This window comes from Streptomyces xiaopingdaonensis (genome assembly GCF_000262345.1).
GTDB classification, from domain to species: Bacteria; Actinomycetota; Actinomycetes; order Streptomycetales; family Streptomycetaceae; genus Streptomyces; species Streptomyces xiaopingdaonensis.
On record NZ_AJTQ01000265.1, the window covers coordinates 1 to 24896 of the forward strand.

Annotated in this window: 25 protein-coding genes and 1 pseudogene; 15 read left to right on the forward strand and 11 right to left on the reverse strand. The window is 73.5% G+C overall.

Annotation, left to right across the window (positions count from 1 at the left end; translation table 11 throughout):
- On the forward strand, nt 1-536 hold a 536-nt coding region (locus tag UWG_RS0121385; protein WP_016909247.1), incomplete at its 5' end, for an Orn/Lys/Arg family decarboxylase.
- Nucleotides 537-590: 54 nt separating this feature from the next.
- Here the strand turns inward: UWG_RS0121385 and UWG_RS0121390 are convergent.
- On the reverse strand, nt 591-1235 hold the full coding sequence (locus UWG_RS0121390) for an NADPH-dependent F420 reductase (protein WP_016909248.1): 645 nt from the start codon (nt 1233-1235) through the stop codon (nt 591-593).
- Nucleotides 1236-1284: 49 nt separating this feature from the next.
- Nucleotides 1285-1455, reverse strand: a pseudogene (locus UWG_RS32305) (3'(2'),5'-bisphosphate nucleotidase CysQ); the annotation flags it as partial.
- A gap of 64 nt (nt 1456-1519) precedes the next feature.
- Between UWG_RS32305 and UWG_RS0121400 the strand changes: the two are divergent.
- Nucleotides 1520-2437, forward strand: coding sequence for a LysR family transcriptional regulator (locus UWG_RS0121400; protein ID WP_016909250.1), 918 nt, complete (start codon nt 1520-1522; stop codon nt 2435-2437).
- Between the two features lie 25 nt (nt 2438-2462).
- Here the strand turns inward: UWG_RS0121400 and UWG_RS0121405 are convergent, their stop codons facing one another.
- The 3 genes from UWG_RS0121405 to UWG_RS0121415 all read right to left on the reverse strand — a co-directional run bounded on the left by UWG_RS0121405 (nt 2463) and on the right by UWG_RS0121415 (nt 4416).
- Nucleotides 2463-2957 carry an NUDIX hydrolase gene (locus UWG_RS0121405; RefSeq protein WP_016909251.1) on the reverse strand — a complete coding sequence of 165 codons (495 nt, stop codon included), beginning with the start codon at nt 2955-2957 and terminating at the stop codon, nt 2463-2465.
- Between the two features lie 9 nt (nt 2958-2966).
- A complete protein-coding gene (locus tag UWG_RS0121410) occupies nt 2967-3554 on the reverse strand; it encodes a hypothetical protein (protein WP_016909252.1) in 588 nt (195 codons plus the stop codon).
- A 79-nt stretch (nt 3555-3633) separates the two neighbouring features.
- Nucleotides 3634-4416, reverse strand: a complete 783-nt coding sequence (locus UWG_RS0121415; protein WP_016909253.1) for a glutamate racemase — start codon at nt 4414-4416, stop codon at nt 3634-3636.
- Nucleotides 4417-4510: 94 nt separating this feature from the next.
- Here UWG_RS0121415 and UWG_RS0121420 point away from each other — a divergent pair, with 94 nt between their 5' ends.
- A complete protein-coding gene (locus tag UWG_RS0121420) occupies nt 4511-5689 on the forward strand; it encodes a glycosyltransferase (RefSeq protein ID WP_016909254.1) in 1179 nt (392 codons plus the stop codon).
- A gap of 7 nt (nt 5690-5696) precedes the next feature.
- Here the strand turns inward: UWG_RS0121420 and UWG_RS0121425 are convergent, their stop codons facing one another.
- Nucleotides 5697-7076: a TerD family protein gene (locus UWG_RS0121425; protein ID WP_016909255.1), complete on the reverse strand. Its 1380-nt coding sequence runs from the start codon at nt 7074-7076 to the stop codon at nt 5697-5699.
- A gap of 338 nt (nt 7077-7414) precedes the next feature.
- Between UWG_RS0121425 and UWG_RS0121430 the strand changes: the two genes are divergently transcribed.
- The 5 genes from UWG_RS0121430 to UWG_RS0121450 all read left to right on the forward strand — a co-directional run bounded on the left by UWG_RS0121430 (nt 7415) and on the right by UWG_RS0121450 (nt 13197).
- Nucleotides 7415-7969, forward strand: coding sequence for a DUF6643 family protein (locus UWG_RS0121430; RefSeq protein WP_029391649.1), 555 nt, complete (start codon nt 7415-7417; stop codon nt 7967-7969).
- Between the two features lie 505 nt (nt 7970-8474).
- Nucleotides 8475-9617: a multiple monosaccharide ABC transporter substrate-binding protein gene (gene chvE, locus UWG_RS0121435; RefSeq protein ID WP_420235642.1), complete on the forward strand. Its 1143-nt coding sequence runs from the start codon at nt 8475-8477 to the stop codon at nt 9615-9617.
- Nucleotides 9614-11218 (forward strand): multiple monosaccharide ABC transporter ATP-binding protein, encoded by a 1605-nt coding sequence (gene mmsA, locus UWG_RS0121440; RefSeq protein WP_016909258.1) that lies wholly within the window; start codon nt 9614-9616, stop codon nt 11216-11218. The genes chvE and mmsA overlap by 4 nt, the downstream gene beginning before the upstream one ends.
- Before the next feature lie 171 nt (nt 11219-11389).
- The gene (gene mmsB, locus UWG_RS0121445) at nt 11390-12523 is read left to right on the forward strand and encodes a multiple monosaccharide ABC transporter permease (RefSeq protein ID WP_016909259.1); all 1134 of its coding nucleotides are present in this window, start codon (nt 11390-11392) and stop codon (nt 12521-12523) included.
- Between the two features lie 50 nt (nt 12524-12573).
- Complete coding sequence (locus UWG_RS0121450) at nt 12574-13197, forward strand: HAD-IA family hydrolase (RefSeq protein WP_016909260.1); 624 nt, start codon at nt 12574-12576, stop codon at nt 13195-13197.
- A gap of 3 nt (nt 13198-13200) precedes the next feature.
- On the opposite strand, the gene UWG_RS0121455 is transcribed toward UWG_RS0121450, so the two are convergent.
- A complete protein-coding gene (locus UWG_RS0121455; protein ID WP_016909261.1) occupies nt 13201-13950 on the reverse strand; it encodes a GNAT family N-acetyltransferase in 750 nt (249 codons plus the stop codon).
- 33 nt (nt 13951-13983) lie between these two features.
- Nucleotides 13984-14673, reverse strand: a complete 690-nt coding sequence (locus UWG_RS0121460; protein ID WP_016909262.1) for a class I SAM-dependent methyltransferase — start codon at nt 14671-14673, stop codon at nt 13984-13986.
- 175 nt (nt 14674-14848) lie between these two features.
- Between UWG_RS0121460 and sigJ the strand changes: the two genes are divergently transcribed.
- Nucleotides 14849-15760, forward strand: a complete 912-nt coding sequence (sigJ, locus tag UWG_RS0121465; protein WP_016909263.1) for an RNA polymerase sigma factor SigJ — start codon at nt 14849-14851, stop codon at nt 15758-15760.
- A 179-nt stretch (nt 15761-15939) separates the two neighbouring features.
- Here the strand turns inward: sigJ and UWG_RS0121470 are convergent, their stop codons facing one another.
- Complete coding sequence (locus UWG_RS0121470) at nt 15940-16650, reverse strand: M23 family metallopeptidase (RefSeq protein ID WP_050988632.1); 711 nt, start codon at nt 16648-16650, stop codon at nt 15940-15942.
- A gap of 589 nt (nt 16651-17239) precedes the next feature.
- Here UWG_RS0121470 and UWG_RS0121475 point away from each other — a divergent pair.
- Both UWG_RS0121475 and UWG_RS0121480 read left to right on the forward strand, forming a co-directional pair.
- On the forward strand, nt 17240-17434 hold the full coding sequence (locus tag UWG_RS0121475; protein WP_016909265.1) for a hypothetical protein: 195 nt from the start codon (nt 17240-17242) through the stop codon (nt 17432-17434).
- 46 nt (nt 17435-17480) lie between these two features.
- A complete protein-coding gene (locus UWG_RS0121480) occupies nt 17481-19025 on the forward strand; it encodes an ATP-binding cassette domain-containing protein (RefSeq protein WP_016909266.1) in 1545 nt (514 codons plus the stop codon).
- 13 nt (nt 19026-19038) lie between these two features.
- Here UWG_RS0121480 and yczR read toward each other — a convergent pair whose 3' ends face one another.
- Nucleotides 19039-20526, reverse strand: coding sequence for a MocR-like transcription factor YczR (gene yczR, locus UWG_RS0121485; RefSeq protein WP_033196282.1), 1488 nt, complete (start codon nt 20524-20526; stop codon nt 19039-19041).
- 94 nt (nt 20527-20620) lie between these two features.
- Here yczR and yczE point away from each other — a divergent pair, with 94 nt between their 5' ends.
- The 4 genes from yczE to UWG_RS0121505 all read left to right on the forward strand — a co-directional run bounded on the left by yczE (nt 20621) and on the right by UWG_RS0121505 (nt 24200).
- Complete coding sequence (gene yczE / locus UWG_RS0121490; RefSeq protein ID WP_016909268.1) at nt 20621-21265, forward strand: membrane protein YczE; 645 nt, start codon at nt 20621-20623, stop codon at nt 21263-21265.
- Nucleotides 21262-22068 (forward strand): glycerophosphodiester phosphodiesterase family protein, encoded by an 807-nt coding sequence (locus UWG_RS0121495; RefSeq protein WP_016909269.1) that lies wholly within the window; start codon nt 21262-21264, stop codon nt 22066-22068. The genes yczE and UWG_RS0121495 overlap by 4 nt, the downstream gene beginning before the upstream one ends.
- Nucleotides 22069-22168: 100 nt before the next feature.
- A complete protein-coding gene (locus UWG_RS0121500; RefSeq protein ID WP_016909270.1) occupies nt 22169-23524 on the forward strand; it encodes an MFS transporter in 1356 nt (451 codons plus the stop codon).
- A 286-nt stretch (nt 23525-23810) separates the two neighbouring features.
- A complete protein-coding gene (locus tag UWG_RS0121505) occupies nt 23811-24200 on the forward strand; it encodes an RNA polymerase-binding protein RbpA (RefSeq protein WP_026328355.1) in 390 nt (129 codons plus the stop codon).
- A 66-nt stretch (nt 24201-24266) separates the two neighbouring features.
- Here UWG_RS0121505 and fxsA read toward each other — a convergent pair whose 3' ends face one another.
- Nucleotides 24267-24893 carry an FxsA family membrane protein gene (gene fxsA, locus UWG_RS30665; protein WP_078495700.1) on the reverse strand — a complete coding sequence of 209 codons (627 nt, stop codon included), beginning with the start codon at nt 24891-24893 and terminating at the stop codon, nt 24267-24269.
- Nucleotides 24894-24896: the final 3 nt, after the last annotated feature.

The window sequence follows — 24896 nt, forward strand, 5'->3', positions numbered from 1 at the left end:
CCGACTTCACGGGCCCGGGCAAGGCCGACGACCTGGACCCGCTGCCCGTCCTCGTGGACCTGGGGCAGCTCGGTGTCTCGGGCTACCAGGCCGCCGACTGGCTCCGGGCGGAGCGCAGCGTCGACGTGCACCTCGGCGACCACCGCCGCGTGGGCGCCCAGCTCACCTACGCGGACGACGCGGCCACCGCCGGCACCCTCGTCTCGGCGCTCACCGAACTCGCCTCCTGCGCCTCCGAGTTCGACCCGCCGTACGAGATGCACGTACCGACGGGCGACCGGCTGCGCATGGAGCAGGCGATGCTGCCCCGCGACGCCTACTTCGGCGCCGTCGAGGACGTCCCCGCGCACGTCGCCGCCGGACGGATCGCCGCCGAGATGATCACGCCCTACCCGCCCGGCATCCCCGCCGCGCTCCCCGGGGAGCGACTCACCGAGGAGGCGCTCGCCTACCTGCGGAGCGGGGTCGAGGCGGGCATGAACCTCCCGGACGCGGCCGATCCGTCGCTCGGGACCGTGCGCGTGGCCGTGGAGTGAGGCGGATCCGGCTTGGTGCGCGGGGGACGCGGGACGAGTCCGCGCCGGACTCGGTCAGCGGGCGAGGGAGACGGCGAAGGGCCGGAAGCCGTTTCGCCGCAGGACGTGGGGGACCACGAGGACCATGGCCTCGGTGGCGCGGGCCGTGCTGATGCCACCGAGGTCCTCGATCCACTCGGGCTGCCAGCCCAGATCGCCGAGCAGGCCGGCGACTGTGCTCTTCGCCTGTTCGTCGTCGCCCGAGACATAAGCGGTCGGCGGGGTGGCCAGGGTCTCCGGGGCGCTCATGACCGTGAAGAGCATGGTGTTGAGGGTCTTGACCACGCGGGTGTCGGGGAGCGCGGCCTGGAGCTTCTCGGCGAGGCTGCTGCCGGGGTAGCACAGTTCGCCGGGCAGGCCGTCGTCCGCGTCCCGGGTGGCGTTCGAGACGTCGACGAGCGTCTTGCCGGAGAGCTCGGTGCGCAGCCCGGTGAGGCAGGCCAGGGAGCTCTCGCCGGGCGTCGCGTTGATCACGACGTCCGCGGTACGGGCGGCGGTGCGCTGGTCGGCGATGGTGATCCGCGCGTCGAGGCCGGCGGCGCGGGCGGCGGTGCCCTCCGGGGCCCGGCCGCCGAGGGTGACACGGTGTCCGGCCGAACGGAGCGCGCCGGCGAGGGTGGCGCCGACGCGGCCGGCGCCCAGAATGCCGATGTTGGTCATGCGGTGTTGCTCCTTGCAGTGAGAGAAACGGGAACGCGGAAGCGTCCGGTCAGGCGAGCGGCGAGAGGACGCCGAGGAAGTCGCGGCTGCCCGGCGCTCCGGGGTTCGCCCGCCAGGTGACGGTGCGTCCGGCCTCGGAGACCAGCAGAGCTCCGGCGACGAGGCCGGAGCGAACGTCGGAGAACTGCCAGAACGCGTCCATGCGTCCGGCCGCGACGTGTTCGAAGGTAGGCCGCCTATTGATTAACAACAAGTGCATGCATGTCACTTGTAGAGTGATTCCCATGCAACTGGACCTGAACCTGCTCACGGCCCTCGACGCGCTGCTGGAAGAGGGCAGTGTCGCCGGCGCCGCAACCCGCCTCCACGTCACCGCGCCGGCGATGAGCCGCTCCCTGGGCCGCATCCGCAAGGCCACCGGCGACCAGATCCTGGTACGCACCGGCCGCAGCATGGTCCCCACCACGCGCGCGCTGGCCATGCGCGGCGAGGTCCACGCCCTCGTGCAACAGGCCCGACGCCTGCTGTCCGCGCAGCAAGAACTCGACCTGGCAGCGCTGGACCGGGTGTTCACCGTGCGCTGGCACGAAACCCTGACCGCGGCCTGCGGCACGGCGCTGACCGCGGCCGTCCGCCGCCAGGCCCCCGGCGTCCGACTCCGCTTGTCCGCCGAACCCGGCACGGACGACCGCGAGTTGCGCCGAGGCGAGGTCGACCTGGAATCCGGCTCCGGCCGGCCGACGCTCCCCGACATCCGCCACCGCCTCGTCGGCACGGACCGGCTGGTCGTCGCCGTCCGACCGGGCCACCCGCTCGCCGAGGGGCCGCTGAGCCCCGAGCGGTACGCGGCCGCCGAACACCTCACCGTTTCGCGGCGCGGAAGTTTGCGCGACCCCGTCGACGCCGCCTTGGCCGAGCGCGGCCTCGAACGACGCGTGGCCGCCGCCGGACCCACCGCGGTCTTCGCGCTGCGGCTCGCCCTCGAGACCGACCTGGTGGTCACCCTTCCCGACGTGGTCACCCGCGCGGTCCGGGAGCGACTCGGCCTGATCACGCTGCCGCCGCCGCTCGAGTTGCCCGACGTCTCGTTGTACCTGCTGTGGCACCAGCGCTACGACGACGACAGCGCCCACATCTGGCTGCGGGACCTGGCAACCGAAACCGTCGGGGAACTGTTCGCACCGTCAGGCGCCTGTTCGTGACCTGTTCCACGGGGCGGCGCGTCCGTCAGCGACCGCTCTCCCACTCGGGCATGCCGTCGAACCAAGTGGGCCCGCCCTCTGTCGCCTGCTTGATCCGGAAGAGCCCGAACCCCGCGAGCGGCGGCAGCGCGTCCAACTCGAACCAGCCCACTTCCAGCGACTCGTCGTCGTTGACGCGGGCCTCGCTGCTCTCGGCGCGGCACGCGAAGGTGACGTCCATGAACTGGCACACGTCACCGTTGGGATACGTCACCGGCGTCCGCAGCCCTTCGACGAGGACCACGCGCTCCGGAGTGCAGTGGACCGCCGTCTCCTCCCACACCTCGCGGACCGCGCACTCGGCCGGCTGCTCGCCCGGCTCGGGGATGCCGCCGATGATCGCCCACGCCCCGGTGTCGGCACGGCGGTTGAGGAGCACCCTGCCGGCGTCGTCGAAGACGATCGAGCTGACTCCGGGCAGGTAGAGGAGCTGGTGGCCGGCGCTGGCGCGCAGGGTGGTGATGAATTCCGGTGTCGCCATGGAACGAGCCTACGCACCCGCCGCGGGGGCGAGGCGGGAGCGGATGGCGGTGGCGGCCGCAGCGGCGTCGTCGACGGTGACGGTGAAGCTCCGCCCGTCGCCGAGGCGGACGACCACGCCCTCGCCCCGGCGCACGATCACGCCGGTCCCCCTCTCCGGGCGCCAGCGGTAACCCCAACCGCCCCAGTGGCGCGGGGTGACGCTCGACGCCACCTCGACGTCGACGATGTCGGTCAGCGGAATGCGTCTCCGCGGCAGCCCGGCATGGCCGCACCGCACCTCCAGTGCGTGCGCGTCCACCCGGACCGTGACGTTCACGAAGGCGACCGTGCCGAAGAGGATGAGCAGCCCGACGGCGACGCAGCCGACCACCGACATCACCAGCGGCGCCGAGCCCCCGCCCCAGGGGTCCTCGAAGGCGAGCTCGATCCCGAGCGCCATGCAGCCGGCGCCGAGGACCGCGAGCAGCCACTGGACACGGTTGGTCGCGCGTCCCGTCCATACCTCGGCATCCTCGTGACGCCCGGCAACGGGAGGGGTTTCGACTCGGGGTTCGGGACCTGGGGACGGCGCGATCTCGCGCGGATCGTCCTTCATGTCGGCAGGCTACTGCGGCAGGCACCGTGCGGCAGCCGCTCACGGCCGGCGGGGTGGCGCGGGGCTCGCCCGGCGCCGCTCAGCGCACCGGCGCCGCTCCGAGCAGGCTCCGCCCCTCGGCGTACACGGAGGCGGCGGCGGGGAGTTGGGCCTTGCGGCCGCTGAGCAGAACGGTGAGGCCGCCGCCGGCGCTGGCCTCGGGCGCCGGCTCGATGCCGGCGCGGCGGAGCGCCTGCGCGGCGACGGGCTGGGCCGACCCGTAGAGCGCGGGCGGCGCCCCGGCGCCGCGCACGGCCTCGCGGATACGGGAGGCGACGAGCTCGTAGTGGGTGCAGCCGAGGACGACGGAGCCGGTGTCCGCGGGGGTACGTGCGGCGGCGGCGGCGACCGCGGCCTGGATGAGTTCCTCGTCCCCGCTCTCCACGGCGTCGGCGAGACCGTGACAGGGCACCTCGGTGATCGGGGCGCCGTTGCCGAACTCCTCGATGAGCCTCCGCTGGTAGGGGCTGCCGGTGGTCGCGGGCGTCGCCCAGACGGCGACGGGGACGCGGGCCGCCGCCGCGGGCTTCACCGCGGGGACCGTCCCGACGACCGGGATGCCGGGCTCCAGTGCGGCGCGGATCGCGGGGAGCGCGTGGACGGAGGCGGTGTTGCAGGCGACGACGAGCGCTTGCGGACGGTGTTCGGCGGCGGCGCGTGCGCAGCCGAGCGCGCGCTCGGTGATCTCCTCCGCCGTGCGCGGCCCCCACGGCATACCCTCCGGGTCGGTGGAGAGGACGAGGTCGGCGTCGGGCCGGGCCCGGCGCACCGCGGCGGCCGCCGCGAGCAGGCCCATCCCGGAATCGAGCAGCGCGATCTTCACGCCGAGCCACTCTAGTCCACCCCTGCGACACCGCTTCGGGCCCGGCTGCGCCGATTGCGCGCGGAGAGCGGCCGGCTGGGGCAGACTGCGGCGGGTGAACGCCGTCTCGTGGGTCCCCGTCGCCTCGCTCCTCGCGTGGGTGTGGCTGCTGCTGGGGCAGGGGTTCTTCTGGCGGACCGACGTGCGGCTGCCGCGGTCCTCCGAGCCGGACTCCTGGCCGTCGGTCGCGGTCGTCGTCCCCGCGCGGGACGAGGCCGAGGTGCTGCCGCTGACCCTGCCGTCGCTGCTGGCGCAGGAGTACCCGGGAGCGGCGGAGGTCGTCCTCGTCGACGACGGATCACGGGACGGCACGGGCGAGTTGGCGAGGGCGCTGGCGGCGGAACACGGCGGACTGCCGCTCACCGTCTCCTCGCCCGGTGAGCCCGAGCCGGGATGGACGGGGAAGCTGTGGGCCGTCCGGCACGGCACCGCACTCGCGCGGGAGCGCGCGAACCCCGCCTATCTGCTCCTCACCGACGCGGACATCGCGCACTCCCCCGACTCGCTGCGGAGGCTCGTCGCGGCGGCGCTCTCCGCCCGCCTCGATCTCGTCTCGCAGATGGCGCGGCTGCGGGTCTCCGCTCCGTGGGAGCGGTTGCTCGTCCCCGCGTTCGTCTACTTCTTCGCGCAGCTCTATCCCTTCCGGCGGGTCAACTCGCCCTCCGCGCGCACGGCGGCCGCTGCGGGCGGGTGCGCGCTGGTGCGTACCGGGGCCGCGGAGCGGGCCGGGGTGCCCGAGTCGATCAGGGGCGCCGTCATCGACGACGTCGCGCTCGGGCGCGAGGTGCAGCGCGCGGGCGGGCGGATCTGGCTGGGGCTCGCCGACTCGGTGGCGAGCGTGCGGCCGTACCGGGGGCTGCGGCCGCTGTGGCGGATGGTCTCGCGCAGCGCCTACGCGCAACTGCGGTACAACCCCGCGCTGCTGGTGGCGACGGTGGCCGGGCTCGTCCTCGTCTACCTGGTGCCGCCGGTCGCCGCGTGCACCGGCTCCCTCACGGGAGCGGTGGCGTGGGCGCTGATGGCGGGGTCCTACCTGCCGATCGCGCGGTACTACCGGGTGCCGCTCCGGACGGCCCCGCTGCTGCCGTTCACCGCGGCGCTCTACCTCCTGATGACCGTGGACTCCGCGGTGCAGCACCGCAAGGGGCGGGGCGCCGCCTGGAAGGGGCGGACGTACTCCCCGCCGACGCGCTCCCCCGAACCTCCGCCCACCAACTCCGGGCCGACGGCCTAGCGTTCGGTCACTTGCGCCCTGGTGTCCAGCGCATGCCCCAGCCGTACTCCTCGTCGACCGCGCGCTGCATGCTCACGCCCGGCCCCGGGACGAGATAGCGGGCCTCGCGCTCGACGACGAGGTCGCCGTCCCGGTTGGTGAGGAGCGCGAGGGCCGCGACGCGGGAGCGGACGGTGCACTCGTCGAGCGAGAAGTCGACGGGGGCGCCGTGCTGGGGCCGGAGGGTGACGGTGGCGTGGAGTCCCGCGAAGCTCTCCGCGCCCTCGTAGATGGTGACGAAGATGAGTACCCGGCGGAGTTCGGCGGTGTGGTCGAGGTTGATGGTGAGGTTCTCGCCCGTCTCGACGGCGCCGGTGCGGTCGTCGCCGTCGAGGGAGATGTACGGCGCGCGGGCGTAGGAGCCGAAGGTGTTGCCGAGTGCCTGGACGACGCCCTTGCGGCCGTCGGTGAGCTCCCAGAGGGCGCCGAGGTCGAGGTCGATCTCCTGCGGTGCGGCGAGCGCCTTGCCGAGCCGCGAGAACAAGCCGCGCTGCTGGCCCGGCTGCGCGCGCTGCCAGTTGAGGTTCACCCGCATCGCGCCCGAGGTGCCGCCCTGCTTGGCGAGGGAGACGGCGGGGCGGTCCTTGGTGAGCGTCACCCTGACGGGGCGCGTACCTTGCGCCGGGACCGTGTCGGTCGGGGTGCTCGGGGGCGCGGGGGTGCCCGGTGTCGGTGCGCTGGGCGCCGGGAGGTCGGGCGTCGGGGCGCTCGGCGGGACGGGGAGGTCGGGCGACCTGGGGAGGCCCGGCGCGCGGGGAGCGTCCGGCGCGCGGGGAGGCGCGGGGGCGTTGCGCGGTGCGACACGGCTCGGCGAGACCTCGGCGGCTGCCTCGGCGCGGACGCCGAAGTCGGCGGTGAGGCCCGCGAGGCCGTGCGCGTAGCCCTGGCCCGTCGCGCGGAACTTCCACGCGCCCTGTCTGCGGTAGACCTCGCCGAGGAGGTAGGCCGTCTCCACCCCGGCGTCCTCGGCCTCGAACCGGGCCAGCTCGCCGCCGGAGGCGAGGTCGGCGAGGCGGACGGAGAGGCCGGGCACGTCGCCGAAGCTGCCGGAGCCGACGCAGGCGGCGAGGACGATGCGGTCCACGCCCGGCTCGACGGCGTCGAGCGCGATCGTCAATTCCCCGCCGTGCGCAGGCTCCTCGGGTTCCGCGCCGAGGTGGCGCACGGCGTCGGAGGGGTGGCGCGGGCGCGCGGCCGAGACGAGGTCGTCGTCGGTGCGTACGCGGCCGTCGGTGAGGAGCAGCGCGCACGCGGCGACTTCCGGGACGCCGGGACCGTGCCGCCGGCCGACCTCGATCCGGAGCGCGCTCGCCGGCAGCGGCACGTTGGTCCCCTTGCGCATCGACATCGCGTTCCCTCCGTGCGGTCCCGTCCTTGCGCGCCGTGCGTGCGCACTCTCCGCATTAGGCGACGAACGGCGGACCCGGCTGGTTCCCATCGCCCCGAAAAACCATGCCGGTTGACGCGGGATCACCCGAGTCGCCGGGGCGAGCGTACGAGGCGGTCCGCGCCCCCGGAACGCACGCACCCCGACAGGAGAAACCCGGTTCACACGATCTCAACACCCCACAGCGGGGCGGTTCGTCCCGCTATCCACCGATTGACGGCCTGTCATCACCGTCACCACGAAGAACCAGGGACCAACCGGACTCCCCAACGACCACATTTTGGGCTTAACTTATGGGCATGACCTCCCCCCGCAGCTCTTATGGCGGCGGCTACTACGCTGCACCCTCGTATCCAGAGACGCCGATCTACGACATGCTCGTCGCCGAGCGGGGCACGCCGCAGATCGCACCCATCCGGGTCCCTTCGGTCTACGATTCCGGAAGCGCCCTTCCCGCCCTCCCCGCACCGAGGCCGGCTCTCGATCCGGGCCCCGCGGCGCTGCCGCCCGGCGGCGGTTACACCCCGCCCCCGCAGCAGCAGACGGGCTGGGGCTACCCGCCGCAGCCCGCGCCGCAGCCGCACCCGCAGGCGCCCCAGCCCGCGCCGCTCCAGCAGGCGCCCGCCCCGTACGTACCGCAACAGGCGCCGCAGCCGCAGGTACCGCAGCGCGGGTACCCGGACCCGCGCCAGCAGCAGCCGATGCAGCAGCAGCCCTACCCGCAGCAACAGCAGGTGCCGCAGCAGCAGATGAGGCCGGTCGCTCCCCGCCCGGCCGGACCCCGGCAGATGCCGGGCGGCTACGAGGACCCGTACGGCAACGCCCAACAGCCCTACCCGGGTCGCGGATACTGAGAGCGTGAGTGCGCCCCGCTCGGGGGGAATCCGGGGCGCACCGTCGACGCACCCGCCGCGGAGCACTCGTATGCTCCGCGGCGCAACTGTGCCCGCACGCGGGCGAGTCGGCCGCGTGCGCCTCCGGAGCACGACGAACTGCCTACAGAACAACTCAGATTCAAACACCACACCCGGTCGACCGGGGGTGACGCGCTTCTCCGGCCGAGCCTTGGCACCGGCTCCGCGCACAGACCAACTCTCGTTCGTACGGGCCCCGTTCGAGGCTGCGAACAGCGCAGCAGCCGATTGTTGAGCCAAGCTGCGCGCACCCCTTGACGCCCGTTCGGCGACCGGCTTTCATCACGTGCACTTGGTTTGCTTTTAGTTTCGTTCTGGTGGCTCTGACCGGTGTCCGCTCTCGACGGGAACCGCTCGCGCCGCCGGGGAACCGCCGTGGACACCGCCGGCGGCCCGCCGCAGAGGGCGCGCGGGAATCCGCCGCCGAGAGGAGCCGACCGTGCGTATCCGTACCACCGTGCCGCCGCCCGAGCCGCACCGACAGGGCCGAACTCGTGCGGTGGCGGCGGCGGTTGCCGTCACGGTGCTCTGCACCGGCTCGCTCGCCGCCTGCGGCCAGGAGGCGAAGGGCGGCAGCCGGTACCAGCCGGACGCGGGCAAGGGAGGCACCGTCGGCCTCGCCATGCCGACGAAGTCGAGCGAACGCTGGATCGCCGACGGGCAGAACATGGCGAAGCAGTTCCGCAAGGCCGGGTACAAGGCCGACCTGCAGTTCGGCGACGACAAGGTGGAGAACCAGGTCGCGCAGGTCGAGAACATGATCGCCAAGGGCCACCGGCTGCTCGTCATCGCCGCGATCGACGGCGCCGCGCTCACCGACGTCCTCCAGCGCGCCGCCGACGCGAAGATCCCGGTGATCGCCTACGACCGCCTCATCCTCGGCACCGAGAACGTCGATTACTACGCCTCCTTCGACAACGAGCGCGTGGGCGAACTCCAAGGCACCTACCTGGCAGAGAAGTTGGGGCTCAAGGACGACAAGAGCGAGAAGGCGAACGTCGAGTTCTTCGCCGGCTCCCCCGACGACAACAACACCAAGTACTTCTGGGACGGCGCGATGAAGGTCCTCCGCCCCTACATGGACTCGGGCCAACTCACCGTCCGCAGCAAGCAGACGAAGATGAGCCAGGCGACGACCCTGCGGTGGGACGGCGGCACCGCGCAGAAGCGGATGGACGACCTGCTCAGCAAGAACTACGGCAGCGACCGCATCGACGGCGTCCTCTCCCCCTACGACGGGATATCGATCGGCGTCATCTCGGCGCTGAAGAGCGCCGGTTACGGAACCGGGGACAAGCCGTACCCCGTGGTCACCGGGCAGGACGCGGAGCTCGCCTCGGTGAAGTCGATCATCCGCGGGCAGCAGACGCAGACGGTGTTCAAGGACACCCGCAAGCTCGCCAAGCAGGCGGTCCGGATGAGCGACGCCGTGCTCCAGGGGAAGAAGCCGAAGGTCAACAACACCAAGGACTACGACAACGGCAAGAAGGTCGTACCGTCCTTCCTTCTCGACCCGGTCAGCGTCGACAAGTCCAACACCGAACTTCTCGTCGAGACCGGCTACTACGCCGAGGGACAGCTCAAGTGACGGCGGCGGAAGAGGAGTCGGGCGCCCCGGAGGCCCGCCAGGACGAGCGCCCCGCGCTGCTGCGGATGCGCGCCATCACCAAGACGTTCCCCGGCGTACGGGCCCTGGAGAACGTCGACCTCGACGTGCGCCCCGGCGAGATCCACGCCGTCTGCGGCGAGAACGGCGCGGGGAAGTCGACGCTGATGAAGGTCGTCAGCGGCGTCCACCCGCACGGCAGCTACGAGGGCGAGATGCTCTTCGACGGCGAGCCCGTCGCGTTCCGCGACATCCGGGCGAGCGAACGCCGCGGTGTCGTCATCATCCACCAGGAACTCGCGCTCGTCCCCTACCTCTCGCTCGCCGAGAACATCTTCCTCGGGAACGAGAACTCCCACCGGGGCGTGATCAGTTGGAACGAGACGATGCGCCGCGCGGGCGAACTCCTGCGCCGCGTGGGGCTGCCCGACCCGCCGCGCACGCGGGTCGCCGACATCGGCGTCGGGCGGCAGCAGCTCGTGGAGATCGCCAAGGCCCTCTCCAAGCACGTACGGCTCCTCGTCCTCGACGAGCCCACGGCCGCGCTCAACGACGAGGACAGCCGCAACCTCCTGGAACTCATCAAGCAGCTCCGCGACGAGGGGATCACCTGCATCCTCATCTCGCACAAGCTCAACGAGATCCGCCGCGTCGCCGACCGCGTCACCGTGCTGCGCGACGGCCGCACCATCGAGACCCTCACCGTCCGCGAAAACCCGGGCGACGAGCCGCAGTTGAGCGAGGAGCGCATCATCCGCGGCATGGTCGGCCGCGACCTCGACCAGCGCTTCCCCTCCCGCAGCCGCTACGAGGGCGCGGACGCGGGCGAGTTGGCGCTGCGCGTCGCCGGGTGGACGGTACGCCACCCGATCGACCATCAGCGCCGCGTCGTCGAGGACGCCTCCCTCACCGTGCGGCGCGGTGAGATCGTCGGCCTCGCCGGGCTGATGGGCGCAGGGCGCACGGAGCTGGCGATGAGCCTCTTCGGCCGCTCCTACGGGCGCTACGAGGCCGGCAGCGTGCACGTCGCGGGCGAGGAGGTGACCACCCGCACCGTTCCCGACGCCGTGGCGCACGGCATCGCCTACGTCACCGAGGACCGCAAGACGTACGGGCTCAACCTCATCGACTCGATCAACCGCAACATCTCGCTGCCGTCGCTGAGTTCGCTCGCCCGCCGCGGCGTCGTCGACGCGCACGCCGAGCGGCGGGTCGCCGAGAGCTTCCGCGCCTCGATGAACATCAAGGCGCCGACCGTCGCCGAGCACGTGGGGCGGCTCTCGGGAGGCAACCAGCAGAAGGTCGTGCTCAGCAAGTGGATTCACGCGGATCCGCAGATCCTCATCCTCGACGAGCCGACCCGCGGCATCGACGTCGGGGCGAAGTTCGAGATCTACACCGTCATCGACCAACTCGCCGCCCGCGGCAAGGCGGTGCTCTTCATCTCCTCCGAACTCCCGGAGCTGCTGGGGATGTGCGACCGGATCTACACGATGGCGGCCGGCCGGGTCACCGGCGAGCTCGACCGCGCCGACGCCACCCAGGAATCCCTGATGCGCCGGATGACCGTCGACCGCGGCTGACGCGGCACCCCGCGCACCGCAGCCCCAGCCCACCCGCACGCCGACGAGCAGAAGCCGAGGCCCACGTTGACCACCAGCAACGCCCAGACGTCGCAACCGGATTCAGGTGAGCGACCGCCGCAGTCCCCGCGGTCCGCGACCCAGGTACTGCTGACCGGGTTGCGCACGCACATGCGCCAGTACGGCATGCTGATCGCGCTCGCGTTCCTCGTCGTCCTCTTCCAGATCTGGACCGACGGCACGCTGCTGCTCCCCAACAACGTCTCCAACCTCATCCAGCAGAACGGCTACATCCTCATCCTGGCGATGGGGATGATGCTGGTGATCATCGCGGGGCACATCGACCTCTCGGTCGGCTCCGTCGTCGCCTTCGTCGGCGCGATATCGGCCGTGATGATGGTGAAGCACGACATGCCGTGGCCGGCGGCGCTCGTCATCGCGCTGCTCATCGGCGCGGCGGCCGGCGCGTGGCAGGGGTTCTGGATCGCCTACGTCGGCATACCTTCGTTCATCGTGACGCTCGCCGGGATGCTGCTCTTCCGCGGCGCGACGCAGATCGTGCTGGAGGGGCAGTCGCTCGCGCCCTTCCCGAAGGGGTTCCAGAACATCGCGCAGGGGTTCATCCCCGAGATGGGGCCCTACACCCAGTACCACAACCCGACGCTCGTCATCGGGCTCGTCGTCGTCGTGCTGCTGATCTGGCAGGAGTGGCGGGACCGGCGGCGGCAGGTCGCCTACGAGCTGGAGCCGATCCCCTTCCGTCTCTGGGTGCTCAAGTGCGTCGCCATCGCCGCCGCGATCGTCGCGTTCACGCTGACGCTGGCCAGCTTCCGGGGCGTCCCCGTCGTGCTGCTCATCATGTGCGCGCTGCTCATCGGGCTCGGCTACGTGATGCGCAACGCCGTGATCGGACGCCACATCTACGCGCTCGGCGGCAACAAGGCGGCGGCGAAGCTGTCGGGGGTGAAGGACGCGCGGGTCACCTTCCTCGTCTTCGTCAACATGGGCGTGCTCGCCGCGCTGGCGGGATGCGTCTACGCCGCGCGGCTCAACGCGGCCACGCCGCAGGCGGGCACCATGTTCGAACTTGAGGCGATCGCCGCGGCGTTCATCGGCGGTGCCTCGATGAGCGGCGGCGTCGGTACGGTGCTCGGTGCCGTCATCGGCGGTCTCGTCCTCGGCGTCCTCAACAACGGCATGTCGCTCGTCGGCATCGGCACCGACTACCAGCAGGTGATCAAGGGCCTGGTGCTCCTCGCCGCGGTCGGCTTCGACGTCTGGAACAAGCGCAGGGTCGGCTCGTAGCCCCGGTCGGCCTCCTGTCGCGGCACCGCGCGCTGTGCGAGCCTTTCCTGGTGACGAGCAGCAGCCTGCCCTACGACGCCGTGCTGTGCGATCTCGACGGCGTGATCCGCTCCTACGACCACTCCGAACTCGCCGAGCTGGAGCGGCAGTTCGGGGCCCCGGCCGGCGAGACGGCGCGGATCGCGTTCTCCGCCGAGCACGCCACGCCGGTGCTGCTCGGCGAGATCGGCGAGGCGGAGTGGGCGGCGGGCGTCGCCGAGGCGCTCGCCGCCCGGCTGCCGCGGGCGAGGGCGCGGGAGTTGGGCGAGGCCCTGCGCCGTGCACCGCAGCGGGTCGACGCCGCCGTCGTCGCCCTGCTGCGGGAGGCGCGGGCGAAGATGCCGCTCGTGCTCGTCACCAACGCCACTCGCCGGCTCGACGCGGACCTCGCGGCGCTCGGCCTCGCCGACCTCGCCGACCACGTCGTCAACAGCGCGGCCGTCGGCGTCCGCAAGCCGCACGACGGCATCTACCGCATCGCGGCGGAGCGCGTCCCCGTCGCCACCGGACGCTGCCTCTTCGTCGACGACCTGTGGGAGAACGTCCTCACGGCGCGCCGGCTGGGGATGACGGGCGTGCACTACCGGGGCGTCGAGGACCTCGGCGAGGCGCTGCTGCCGCTCGCCGGCGCCTGACGGTCAACGCACCGGCTCCGCAAGGGAATCCGGCGCCGCGACGCCGTGGTAGAGCACCTCCCGCCGCACCCGGAAGCCCAGCCGCTCGTAGAGGCGCACGGCGCCGGTGTTCTCCTGCGCGACGCCGAGGTAGGGGCGGTCCCCGCGCTCCCGCACGCCGGCGGCCACCGCGGAGACGAGACGGGCGGCGAGGCCCTCCCCGCGGAAGCGGGGGTCGGTGCAGACGGCGCTCACCTCCGTCCAGCCGGGCAGCCGGAGCCGCTCGCCGGCCATGGCGACCAGCTCACCGCCGCGCCGGAGCCCGAGATACCCGCCCAACTGCAACGCTCCGGGACGGAAGGGCCCCGGCTTCGTCGCGCCGACGAGACGGAGCATCTCCGGCATGTCCCCGGGGCCGAGGCGGACGATCTCCGGGTCGGCGGGGGCAGGGCGGCCGTCGTCGACCATCTGGAACCCGGGGACGCGGAAGGTCGCCCGCCAGCCGGGCGGCAGCGGCCCGTTCGGGCCGACGAGGGCCAACTCCCCTCCTGGCCCGGCGAGTCGGGCGGCCGCGCTCCAGTCCTCCGGCTCCGGGCGGGTCGGGAACGCCCACCAGACGGCGACGTCCGGCCGGTAGCGGAGGACCCTTCCGCGGCGCTCGGCGAGGTGCGCGTGCGGCCCGGTGAGCGCGGCGAACACCTGCTCGTCGAGCACGGCCTCCCCGTCGGGCGCTGCGGGGAACCGCCCCTCTTCGACCTCTGCTGCGTTCTCCATCGGCCACCTCGCTCGCCTGCACGTCAGCGCCGCTCACCCGCGCCGCTCACGCAGCCTGTCACACGACCCGTCCACCGGCGCACGGCCCTCGCGCGCCTCTCCTCTGCGGGCCAGGAAGAACGCGTGCCCGCCGTTCCCCTCGGGGACGAACTTCTGCCGGACCACGTGGAGTTCGGCATCATCGAGCCAGCGCCTGTAGACCTCGGCGCCCGGGTGGGTCCACCGCATCGGCACTCCGCTCCCCAGCCAGTCCTCCGCCCGCCCGTCGCACTCCTCGTGGCCCGCGACGGCGAGGAACCAGCCGCCGGGGCGCAGCCACCGCGCGCACCGGCGGAGCAGGCCCGGCTGCTCCGCCGGCGGAAGGTGGATCAGCGCGTAGAGGCAGACGACGGCGTCGAACTCCGCCTCGCCGAAGTCCACCCGGGCCATGTCCGCTTGGCGGAACCGCCCGCCGGGAACGAAGCGGCGAGCCCTCCGCACCTGCACCCCGCTCACGTCGACGCCCGTCACCCGGCGCCCCGCAGCGCTCAGCGCGCGGGCCACCGGCACGCCGCAGCCGTATCCCAGGTCGAGCATCGCGCCACCCTCCCCCAGGAGCGCGCGGAGTTCGGCGATCCAGGGCGCGTAGCGGCCCTCGCCCGCGTCGTCGGCGCGGTAGGCGTACGAGACCGCGTCGTACCCCTGCCGCACCAGTGCCTTCTGCTCCTCCGACTCCTCGGCCACGGCGGCAGGTCAGCGCCGCCGGACGAGGGGTTCGAGCGGATATCCGGGCAGCCGTGTCACACGGGACGGCGCCGTTTCGTCTCTCGGGCATGGACACCACGAAGATGACCGCACCCCCGTCGCCGCCGGCACGACCGCGCGGTAGCGTGCCGCGCACGGAGTGCGAGGGGGCGGCATGACGGCGGACGGCGAAGACGAGACCGCGCTCGCCGAGGCGTTCGAGGCCGAGCGGCCGCGCCTGCTCCGCGTCGCCTACACGACGACGGGCTCGCTCGCCGAGGCCGAGGACTGCGTGCAGGAGGCGTGGCTCAGGCTGCGCCGCCTCCCCGACCCGAGCGAAGTACGCGATCTGAGGGGCTGGTTGACGACGGTCGTCGCACGCCTCGCGCTGGACACCCTCGGCAGCGCACGCGCACGCCGCGAGCAGTACGTGGGCACCTGGCTCCCCGAGCCGCTGGTGCGGCCGGAGGGTGACGGCCGCGGCCCGGCGCCCGACCCCGCCGACCGCGTCACGCTCGACGAGTCGGTGAGCATGGCGCTGCTCGTGGTGCTGGAGCAGCTCTCGCCGGCGCAGCGGACCGCCTTCGTCCTCCACGACGTCTTCGCCGTACCGTTCGCCGAGGTCGCCGAGGTCGTCGAACGGTCCCCGGCCGCGGTGCGGCAGTTGGCCGCCCGGGCACGCCGGGACCTGCGCCGCGCCCGCCCCTCGGCGCCGGCCGCCCCCGACGAGCAACGCGCGGTGGTGCGCGCGTTCACCACCGCCTGCGAGGAGGGCGACCTGGCCGCCCTCACCGCTCTCCTCGACCCGGACGTGGTCTGCCGGGGCGACGGCGGGGGACGCGTCGCGGCCCTGCCCCGCCCGCTGCGCGGAGCGGCCCGGGTGGCGCACGCCCTCCTCCGGCTGCTGCGCAGCCAGGAGTTGGCGATGTCGCACGTCACCGTCAACGGCGAGCCGGGGCTGGCGCTCCGCTCCGCCGACGGCGCGCTGAGCATCCTCGCCTTCACCGTCGACGGCGGCCGGATCGCCGCGCTCGACGCCGTGCGCAACCCGGAGAAGCTGCGCCACGTCACACTCCGGCGGCCGTAGCAGCCCGCCCCGCTCGCCCACCGGTCGAGGCCGGTGGGCGACACGGCCATGGCCGGCGACGGATGCGCGGACCGACGGCGTACCCGACGAGCTGCTCGGATCGCCCGGTAGACCGGGTCCGCCGGCCGCACGGGCCGGCCTCGCCCGAGACTCGGCCTGGTCCCGACCCCTGGCCCGGCTCAGGCGAGCCGCTCCACCACCGCGCCCTCCTGCGGCACGCCGCGCTCCTCGAGCCGGGCCTGGCCCCCGCTCCGGGGCCATTCGCGAAAGCGCCGGAACTCGACGGGCACGCCGCGGGCCGCGACGGGGTCGGGGGCGTCCATCACCTGAAGGTGCACATGCGGCTGGGTCGAGTTGCCCGAGTTGCCGCACTCCGCGACCTGCTGCCCCTCGGTCACCCGCTGACCCGGGGACACCCGTACGGAGCCGGCCTTGCAGTGCGCCAGGAGAACGTGGGCGTCGACCTCGGAGAGCGCGACGACCACGTGGTTGCCGGCGACGGCGCCGACGCCGCGCCGCGCCCGGCCCGCCTGGCCGAGCGCGTAGGGCACCAGCGTCAGCCGGGAACGCCGCGCCTCGTGGTCGGGCTCGGCGTCGTGCACCGCGACGACGGTGCCGCCGGCGGGCGCGAGGAGCGGCCGGCCGAAGGAGACGAAGCGCTCCGGCGGCTCGGTGGCGAAGAGAGTCCGCCAGTCGCTGACGCCGGAGGACCGGTGGCGCTCGTCCACGCCGACGAAGTCGATGGCGTAGCGCCCACCGAACAGGTCGGTCCCATGGCTGGGGACCCGCCGGGCCGGGCTGTTCTCGATCAGCCAGCGCCCCGTGAACGGCAGCGAGATCTCGACGGGCCGGGTGTTTCCGCCCCGCAGCGGCGATTCCTCGACAGCCATGGCGGCAGCATAGGTGAGCGGTGTCGGCGTGCGCTGCCTGTTCTCTCCATCGCCGTGGAGTGCGGCCGGCCAGGCCGGCGCCACCGACGATCCGCCGCAAAGGTAACTGTGCGTCATTCGACCGGAAAAGCTCGCGCGTGCCGCGGGCCCACGCGCCGCTCCCCGAGTGACACCGCGCCAGTCCGACGAACCGATCGCCGCCCTGGGCATCGAGGCGCGGGCCGACACACGGGGAGAAGCTCTCCGGGGCGCACGCCGGCTGACCGCCCCGCGGCTGCGGGGCCCGGCAGGGTCGTGGTGTTCGACGAGCGACCAACGGCGCCGCCCCCGTACGGCGCAGGCTGCTGCGGCACCGCTCGCTGCCGGTGCCGAGGACCGTCCGCATCGCGTCGGACGCCACGGTGGCGGCGGGCACCGCGCTGCCCGGCACGGTGGCCGCGCCCGCGGGCGGCCTCGCTCCGCTTCGACCCGCACAGGCCGAGCGGGCCGGCCGGGACAAACTCACCCAATTGCCAGTTCCCGCCCTTCGGCACTTTCTGTGAAGCTGAGATCGCTCATGGTGACCGTCCCCTACATCAGGAGTGCCCCCGTGATCCTCTCGGTCTCCGGCGTCGTGCTGCTCGGCCTGATCGTCTTCCTCTTCTTCCGCAAGGACAACCTCAAGGTGTCCCACGCGCTGGTCTGCGCGCTCTTCGGGTTCTACCTCGCCGGCACGGCCATCGCCCCGAGCATCAAGGCGGGCGGCGAAAGCCTCGCCAGCCTCCTCGGCGGCATCAACTTCTAGCCCCACTCCGGGGAGCGCACGGCGAGGCCACACGGAGGAGTCCGGGATGCGGTGGGCACTGGTGCGACGGGACGGGACGGCCACGGGGTCGGTACGGCACGCGGCGAGGACGACCCTCAACGGGGCGCTCGACATACTCCACCCGCTCCTCACCCTCGCCCGCGGCACCGGCCGCCTCCTCGCCGGCGTCCGCGGCTGGTGGCTGCGCACACCGAAGGAGCGGCGCGGACCCGCGCTCTTCGTCACGGCCTCGTGCCTCCTCGTCATCGGCCTGATGCCCTACGGGCCGGCGCTGGCGCTCGCCGGGCTCCTCGCCACCGCCGCGTGGTACGGCCGCGAGCAGGCCGTCCACGGCGGCGCGTCCGGACCCGACGAGGAGCAACTCGCCCGCCTCCAGGCCGTGTACGAGGCGCTCGTGCCGTGCTTCGCCTCGCCCGCCGACACCGCGGAAGACCCGCTGTACGCACTCGAAGGGGACTTCGAGCGGGTCTTCGAGAACTACACCTTCTGCGACGAGGGACGCCTCTCACGGCTGCGGCTGCACTACCCGGCGCACTTCGAGGACAGCGACCCGCACCAGCGCTTCCGCGTCGAGCAGCTTCTCTCGGCGAAGTGCGGGCGCGGCCGCGAGTACCGCTTCAACTGGGACGAGGAGCGCAACCGCCTGGAGATGGCCGCGCTCGCACCGCTCCACACCGGCATCGCGGCACAGCGGTTCGTCACGGGGGCCGGGGAGGTCGTCCTGGGGTTCACCGACGCGAGCGACGTGCGCAGGACCGTGCCCGTCGCCGTCGGCGGGGACGAGGAGCCGCACGACGTACCGCCCGTCGTCTGGCGGACCGGCGGCAAGTCCCGCGAGCCGCACCTCCTCGCGCTCGGCCTGCCGGGGTCGGGGACGACCACGCTGCTGCGCAGCATCGCGCTCCAGGCGCTGACGGCCGGCGGCGAGATCGTCGTCGTCGACGGCGAGGGCAGCGGGGAGTTCGCCTCGCTCACGGGGCGGCGGGGCGTGCTCGGCGTCGAGTCCTCGCTGAGCGGCGCGGTGGCGACCCTGGAGTGGGCCGTCCACGAGACCGAGCGCCGGCTCCTCGCCGCGAGCAGGGCCCGCGAACAGGGCCGACCGCTGCCGGCCGACGCGACCCGCCCGCTGTGGCTCCTCCTCGACCACCCCGCCGTCCTGAGCCACCTCGCCGACGCGCAGGACAGGCGCGACCCGCAGGAGTTGCTCCAGGTGCCGCTGCGGCACGGAAGGGCCGCAGGCGTCACGGTCGCCGTCGCGGAACAGCTCGACGCGGCCGACGAGTTGGGGCAGGCGGTGCGCGCCCACACCAGGGCGCGCACGGTACTCGGCCCCGTCTCACGGGAGCAGGCGCGCGAGGTCCTCGGAGAGGCCCCGCCCTCGACCCCAGGCCCCGGCACCCCGGCGGGCCGCGGCCTCGCGCGGCTCGGGTCCGGGCCCGTGCTGCGGCTCCAGGTCCCCGCCACGCCCGACCCGTACGACGACGCGGCGGCCGCGCGCGAGCGCGACGCGGTGCTCGCACTGCTCCCCGAGCGCACCGCGCACCCCGGACCCGTGCCGCAGGCGGGCTGAGCACCGCGGCCGCTCAGGCGACCTGGGAACGCGGGGCGTCCGTCGCGGTGGCCGCGCCTTCCGCGACGAGCGCCGCGGCGCGCGCGAGCCGGCCGACCGCCTCGTCGGCGAGGGGGTCGGCGACGGTGAACGGGAGGCGTACGTATCCCTCGAAGGCCCCGTCGACGCCGAAGCGCGGGCCCGAGGGAACCCGCACGCCGAAGCGCTCGGCCACCTCCGCGATACGCGAACCGGAGAGGCCGCCCGTCCGCGTCCAGAGGGTGAGGCCGCCTCGCGGCACCTGGAACTCCCAGTCGGGGAGGTGCCGTCGGAGCGCGGCGACGAGCGCGTCGCGGTTGGCCGCCGCGCGGGCACTGCGGTCGGCGAGCGCCGCCTCCCAGCCGCCGCTGGTGAGCAGCCGGGCGACGGCGAGCTGCTCGAGGACGGGGCTGCCGAGGTCGGCGAAGGCGCGAGCGGCGACGAGCCGGCGCACGACCTCAGGCGCGGCACGGACCCAGCCGATGCGCATCCCCGCCCAGATCGACTTGCTCACGGACCCGACGGTCACCACGGCCGAGCCGCCGGGGTCGAACGAGGCCATCGGCGGCGGGTCCCCTGCGTCGGGGTCGAAGGCGATGTCGGCCATGGTCTCGTCGGCGACGAGGACCGTGCCGGCCGACCGTGCCGCGTCCACGAGTGCGCGGCGGTCCTCGGCGGAGGCGAGGGCGCCCGTCGGGTTGTGGAAGTCCGCGACGACGTACGCCATCCGCGGCGCCGACTCGCGCAGCACACCGCGCCAGGCGGGCACGTCCCAGCCGCCGAGACCCGCGGTCATCGGTACGGCGACGAGCCGCGCCCCCGAATCCCGCAGAAGCTGGAGGACGTTGGCGTACGACGGGTGCTCGACGGCGATCCGCCTGCCCTGCGGCGCCAGCAGCCGGGCGAGGGCCGCGACGGCGCCCATGGCGCCGGTGGTGACCATGATCTGTTCCGGCATCGTCGGCACGCCGCGTGCGGTGTACCGGTCGGCGAGGGCGCGGCGGAGGGCGGGGAGTCCCGCGGGGTAGTCGCCGTGGGTGTGGGTGTAGGGCGCCAGGTCGTCGAGGGCGCCGCGGAACGCCTCGGCGAGGTGCGGCTCGGGTGCCGGCAGCGCGGCGCAGGCGAGGTCGATGACGGCGCCGGTCGACTCGGGCGGCAGCGGCATGAGGCCGCGGGTCGGGGGTGGGCTCCCGGCCGGCACCGCCGTCCAACTCCCGGCACCCCGGCGGGACTCGAGGAACCCCTCGGCACGCAGCGCCTCGAAGGCCGCGGCGACGGTGGTGCGGCTGACGGAGAGCGCGGCGGCGAACTCGCGTTCGGCGGGGAGGCGCGTGGCGACGGGCACCCGGCCCTCCAGGACGAGCAGGCGTATCCCCTCGGCGAGCGCGCGGTAGGCCGGGGTGCGAGTGTCGGTGCGCTGCTGGGAGCCGAGGAGCCGCGCGAGTTGAGCGGCGCCCACCGCCGAGTTCCATCGTGCCGACACAAGTCCACCTCTCCACGATTGGCCATGGAACTGGCCCCTACCGACGCCTCAGAGTGCCACGGAACGCAGAACAGAACCAGAAGGAGTGGGGTACGTGGACCGATCGCAGGGCCCGGGTAGGCAGTTGCCGCGGCGGCTCGTCCAGTTGTACGCGGGGCTCGTGCTCTACGGGGCGAGCGCGGGGCTGATGGTCCGCGCCGACCTCGGACTCTCCCCCTGGGACGTCTTCCACCAGGGCGTCGCCACCCACCTCGGGCTCTCGATCGGCACCGTCTCCGTCGCCGCCGGCGCGCTGCTCCTCCTCGCCTGGTGGCCGCTGCGGGAGCGTCCGGGACTCGGCACCGTCTCCAACGTGATCCTCGTCGGACTCTCGCTCGACGCGCTGCTCGCGCTCGTGTCCGAGCAGCACGCGCCGGCGTCGCGGGTCGCGCTGCTCTGCGCCGGCATCCTCCTCAACGGGCTCGCCACCGGCCTCTACCTCGCCGCCAGCTTCGGCGCCGGCCCGCGCGACGGGCTGATGACGGGGCTGCACCGCGTCACGGGGCGCTCGGTGCGCCTCGTCCGCACGCTCATCGAACTCACCGTTCTCGCCTGCGGGTTCGCGCTCGGCGGCGGGCTCGGCGTGGGCACGCTGGCGTACGCGGTGGCGATCGGCCCGCTCGCGCAGGCGTCGTTGCGGTACTTCACGCCGCCCCCGCGGGCCGCGGGCCCGACCGAGGGCGCGATACTGCGGCCGTGAGCGACACACAGCACGGGCCGCGCCCCGGCCATCCCTTCCTCGGCCTGCCGTCCCCGCTCGCCTTCGCGCACCGCGGCGGGACGGCGGGCGGCCTGGAGAACACGCACGCGGCCTTCGCCCGCGCCGTGGAGCTCGGTTACCGCCACCTGGAGACGGACGTGCACGCCACGGCCGACGGCCGGCTCGTCGCCTTCCACGACGCCACCCTCGACCGCGTCACCGACGGCGGCGGCACCATAGCCGACCTGCCCTGGGACGAAGTGCGCCGCGCCAGGGTCGCGGGGAGCCAACCGGTGCCGCTCTTCGAGGAATTGCTCCGCGCCTTCCCCGGGGCGCGCTGGAACATCGACGTCAAGGCGGAGCCGGCGCTGGCGCCGCTCCTCGACGTGCTCGCCGCGCACGACGCGTGGGACCGCGTCTGCGTCGGCTCCTTCGACGAGAGCCGCGCGGCCCGCGCCCGCGCACTCGCCGGCGGGCGGCTGGCCACCTCGCTCGGCACCAGCGGCGTCCTCGCCCTGCGGCTGCGCGCCTGGGGCCTGCCGGTGCGCCCGCGGGCGAGCGCCGTGTGCGTGCAGGTCCCGGAGCAGCGGTACGGGGTGCGCGTCGTCGACCGCTCCTTCGTCCGCGCCGCGCACGCGCTGGGGCTGCAGGTCCACGTGTGGACCGTCAACGAGCCGTCGCGGATGGCCGCCCTCCTCGACCTCGGCGTCGACGGCCTGATCACCGACGACCTGGAGGCCCTCCGCGAGGTCCTCGCCTCCCGCGGCACCTGGCCCCCCGACCGCAGGACGGCCTCGGACTGAGCCGCTGCCGTCCCCGCCCGAACCGCGTACGGGCGGGCGCGGTAGCGTCCCGGCTCACCGGCGCGGCGCGCCGGGGGGCGACGAGCACGGAGGGGACCGCGTGGAGGCGACCGAGGAGCGGACCGGGGACCCGTCCGCCGAGCGACGGCGCGAGCAGCGCGGCTGGTACTTCTACGACTGGGCCAACTCGGTCTTCGCCACGAGCGTCCTCACCGTCTTCCTCGGCCCGTACCTGACGGAGGTCGCCAAGTCGGCGGCGGACGCCGAGGGTTACGTGCGCCCGCTGGGGATACCCGTCGCGGCCGGCTCCTTCTTCGCGTACGCGGTCTCCGCCTCGGTGCTCCTCTCCCTCCTGGTGATGCCGCTCGCGGGGGCCGTCGCCGACCGCTCGGGGCGCAAGAAGCCGATGCTCGCCGTCTCCGCCTACGTGGGGGCCGCCGCGACCACCGGGATGTTCTTCCTCGACGGGGACCGCTACCTCCTCGGCGGCGCGCTGCTCGTCGTCGCCAACGTGGCCTTCGCGGTCTCCGTCGTCGTGTACAACGCCTTCCTCCCGCAGATAGCCGAGCCGCACGAGCGGGACGGCGTCTCGGCGCGGGGGTGGGCGTTCGGCTACGTCTCCGGCGCCCTCGTCCTCGCACTCGACCTGGGGCTCTTCCTCGGCCACGAGTCCCTGGGGGTCGAGGAGTCGACGGCGGTGCGGATCTGCCTCGCCACCGCGGGGCTGTGGTGGGGCGTCTTCACCCTCGTCCCGCTGCGGCGGCTCAGGGAGCGGGCCGCGGCCCGCCGCGGCAGTTCCGCGGCCGGGGCGCTCGGCGGCGGCTGGCGCCAACTCCTCTCGACACTGCGGGAGTTGCGCGCGTATCCGCTCACCCTGCTCTTCCTCCTGGCGTACCTCCTCTACAACGACGGCATCCAGACGGTGATCACCCAGGCGTCCGTCTACGGGGCGGAGGAGCTCGGCCTCGACCAGACGACGCTGATCGGTGCGATCCTCCTCGTCCAGGTGCTCGCGATCGGCGGTGCGCTCCTCCTCGGGCGGCTCGCCGACCGGTACGGCGCCAAGCGCACCGTCCTCGGCTCGCTCGTCGCGTGGACGGCCACGGTCACGGCCGGGTACTTCCTGCCCGCCGGCGCACCGGGCTGGTTCTTCGTCCTCGCGGCCGCGATCGGGCTCGTCCTCGGCGGGAGCCAGGCGATATCCCGCTCCCTCTTCTCCCACCTGATCCCCGCGGGCAAGGAGGCGGAGTACTTCTCGCTGTACGAGGTGAGCGACCGCGGCACGAGCTGGCTGGGACCGCTCCTCTTCGGCCTCGCCTACCAGCTCACGGGCAGCTACCGGGTGGCGATCCTGTCGCTCGTCGCCTTCTTCGCCCTCGGCTTCGCGCTGCTGCTGCGGGTGCCGATCAGGCGCGCCGCGGCGGCCGTCGGGAACAGTGTCCCGGAGCGGATTTAGAACATCGCGGCGGGGGCGGGTAGTGTACGCCTTCGGCCCGCCGGCTGGACCGTTACTGCACGACAGGGGGATGTGGACGCCGGGTGACATCTCCTGCCGGAGGTGACAAGCCGGCCACCGACGGGTACCGATCTGCACGGTTTTCACCACTTTCCTCCGCGAAGTGGCGGCACGACGGGCGACGCATGTCCCTTGACGGGAATCATCACCGCCGACCGGACGTTGACCGGATGACGACAACAGCGACATCTGTCCTGTGGGCGACAAGCCCGGGAGGCACGAATTCATGAGTGAGCGAGCTCTCCGCGGCACGCGACTCGTGGTGACCAGCTACGAGACCGACCGCGGCATCGACCTGGCCCCGCGCCAGGCCGTGGAGTACGCATGCCAGAACGGACATCGATTCGAGATGCCGTTCTCGGTAGAGGCCGAAATCCCGACCGAGTGGGAGTGCAAGGTGTGCGGCGCCCAGGCACTCCTCGTCGACGGGGAGGGCCCCGAGGAAAAGAAGGGGAAGCCCGCGCGGACGCACTGGGATATGCTCATGGAGCGGCGCACCCGCGAGGAGCTCGAAGAGGTTCTCGCCGAGCGCCTCGCCGTGCTGCGTTCGGGCACGATGAACATCGCCGTGCACCCGCGCGACGACGGCACGAACAACAAGCGCAAGTCCGCCTGACCCGGTACCGGGCGGAAGGGAGCGGCCCGCACCCCTCGGGGTGCGGGCCGCTCCTTCGTTGCGCGCTCACTCCCTGCGGCCGGAGTCCCCACCGTCCTGCTCGTCCTCGCGGATGACTTCGCCCTGCACCACCTTGCCGTCGGGGCGGTGCATGCGCACCTGCTCCTCCGCCCTGCGCGCCTGCTGGTACGCGTCACCGAGACCGCCGGTGCGGCGCTCCAGCAGCCGCACGGTGCCGCGGCGCAGCAGCCGGGCCGTCGGCGGGAAGAGGCAGAGCAGCCCGGCGACGTCGGAGACGAACCCCGGGACCATGAGGAGCAGGCCGCCGAGCATCGCCAGCCCGTTGCCGCGGCGCTCCGTGTCCTTCTCCGTCTCGGGCGCCTCCCCGCGCGCGGCGGCGGCCTGGGCCTTCTGGACCGCGTCCGTGAGGTTCCGCCAGGCGCGGCGCCCGGCGCGCTTGATCGCGAGGGCGCCGGCGAAGAAGCCGGCGACGAGGAGGAGCAGCACGACGCCCCAGCCCGCTGCGTCGGCGACGACGGTGAAGAGCCAGATCTCCAGCACGGCCCAGGCGGCCACGCCCAGCGGCAGGAGACTCACCCCCCGGCGTCGCCTGCCGGGCCCGGCGGGACGGCCGTCTCCCCCGCCGGGCTCTTCGCGGGGGGACTCGAACGGATTGGGTGCACGGCTCGTCATGGT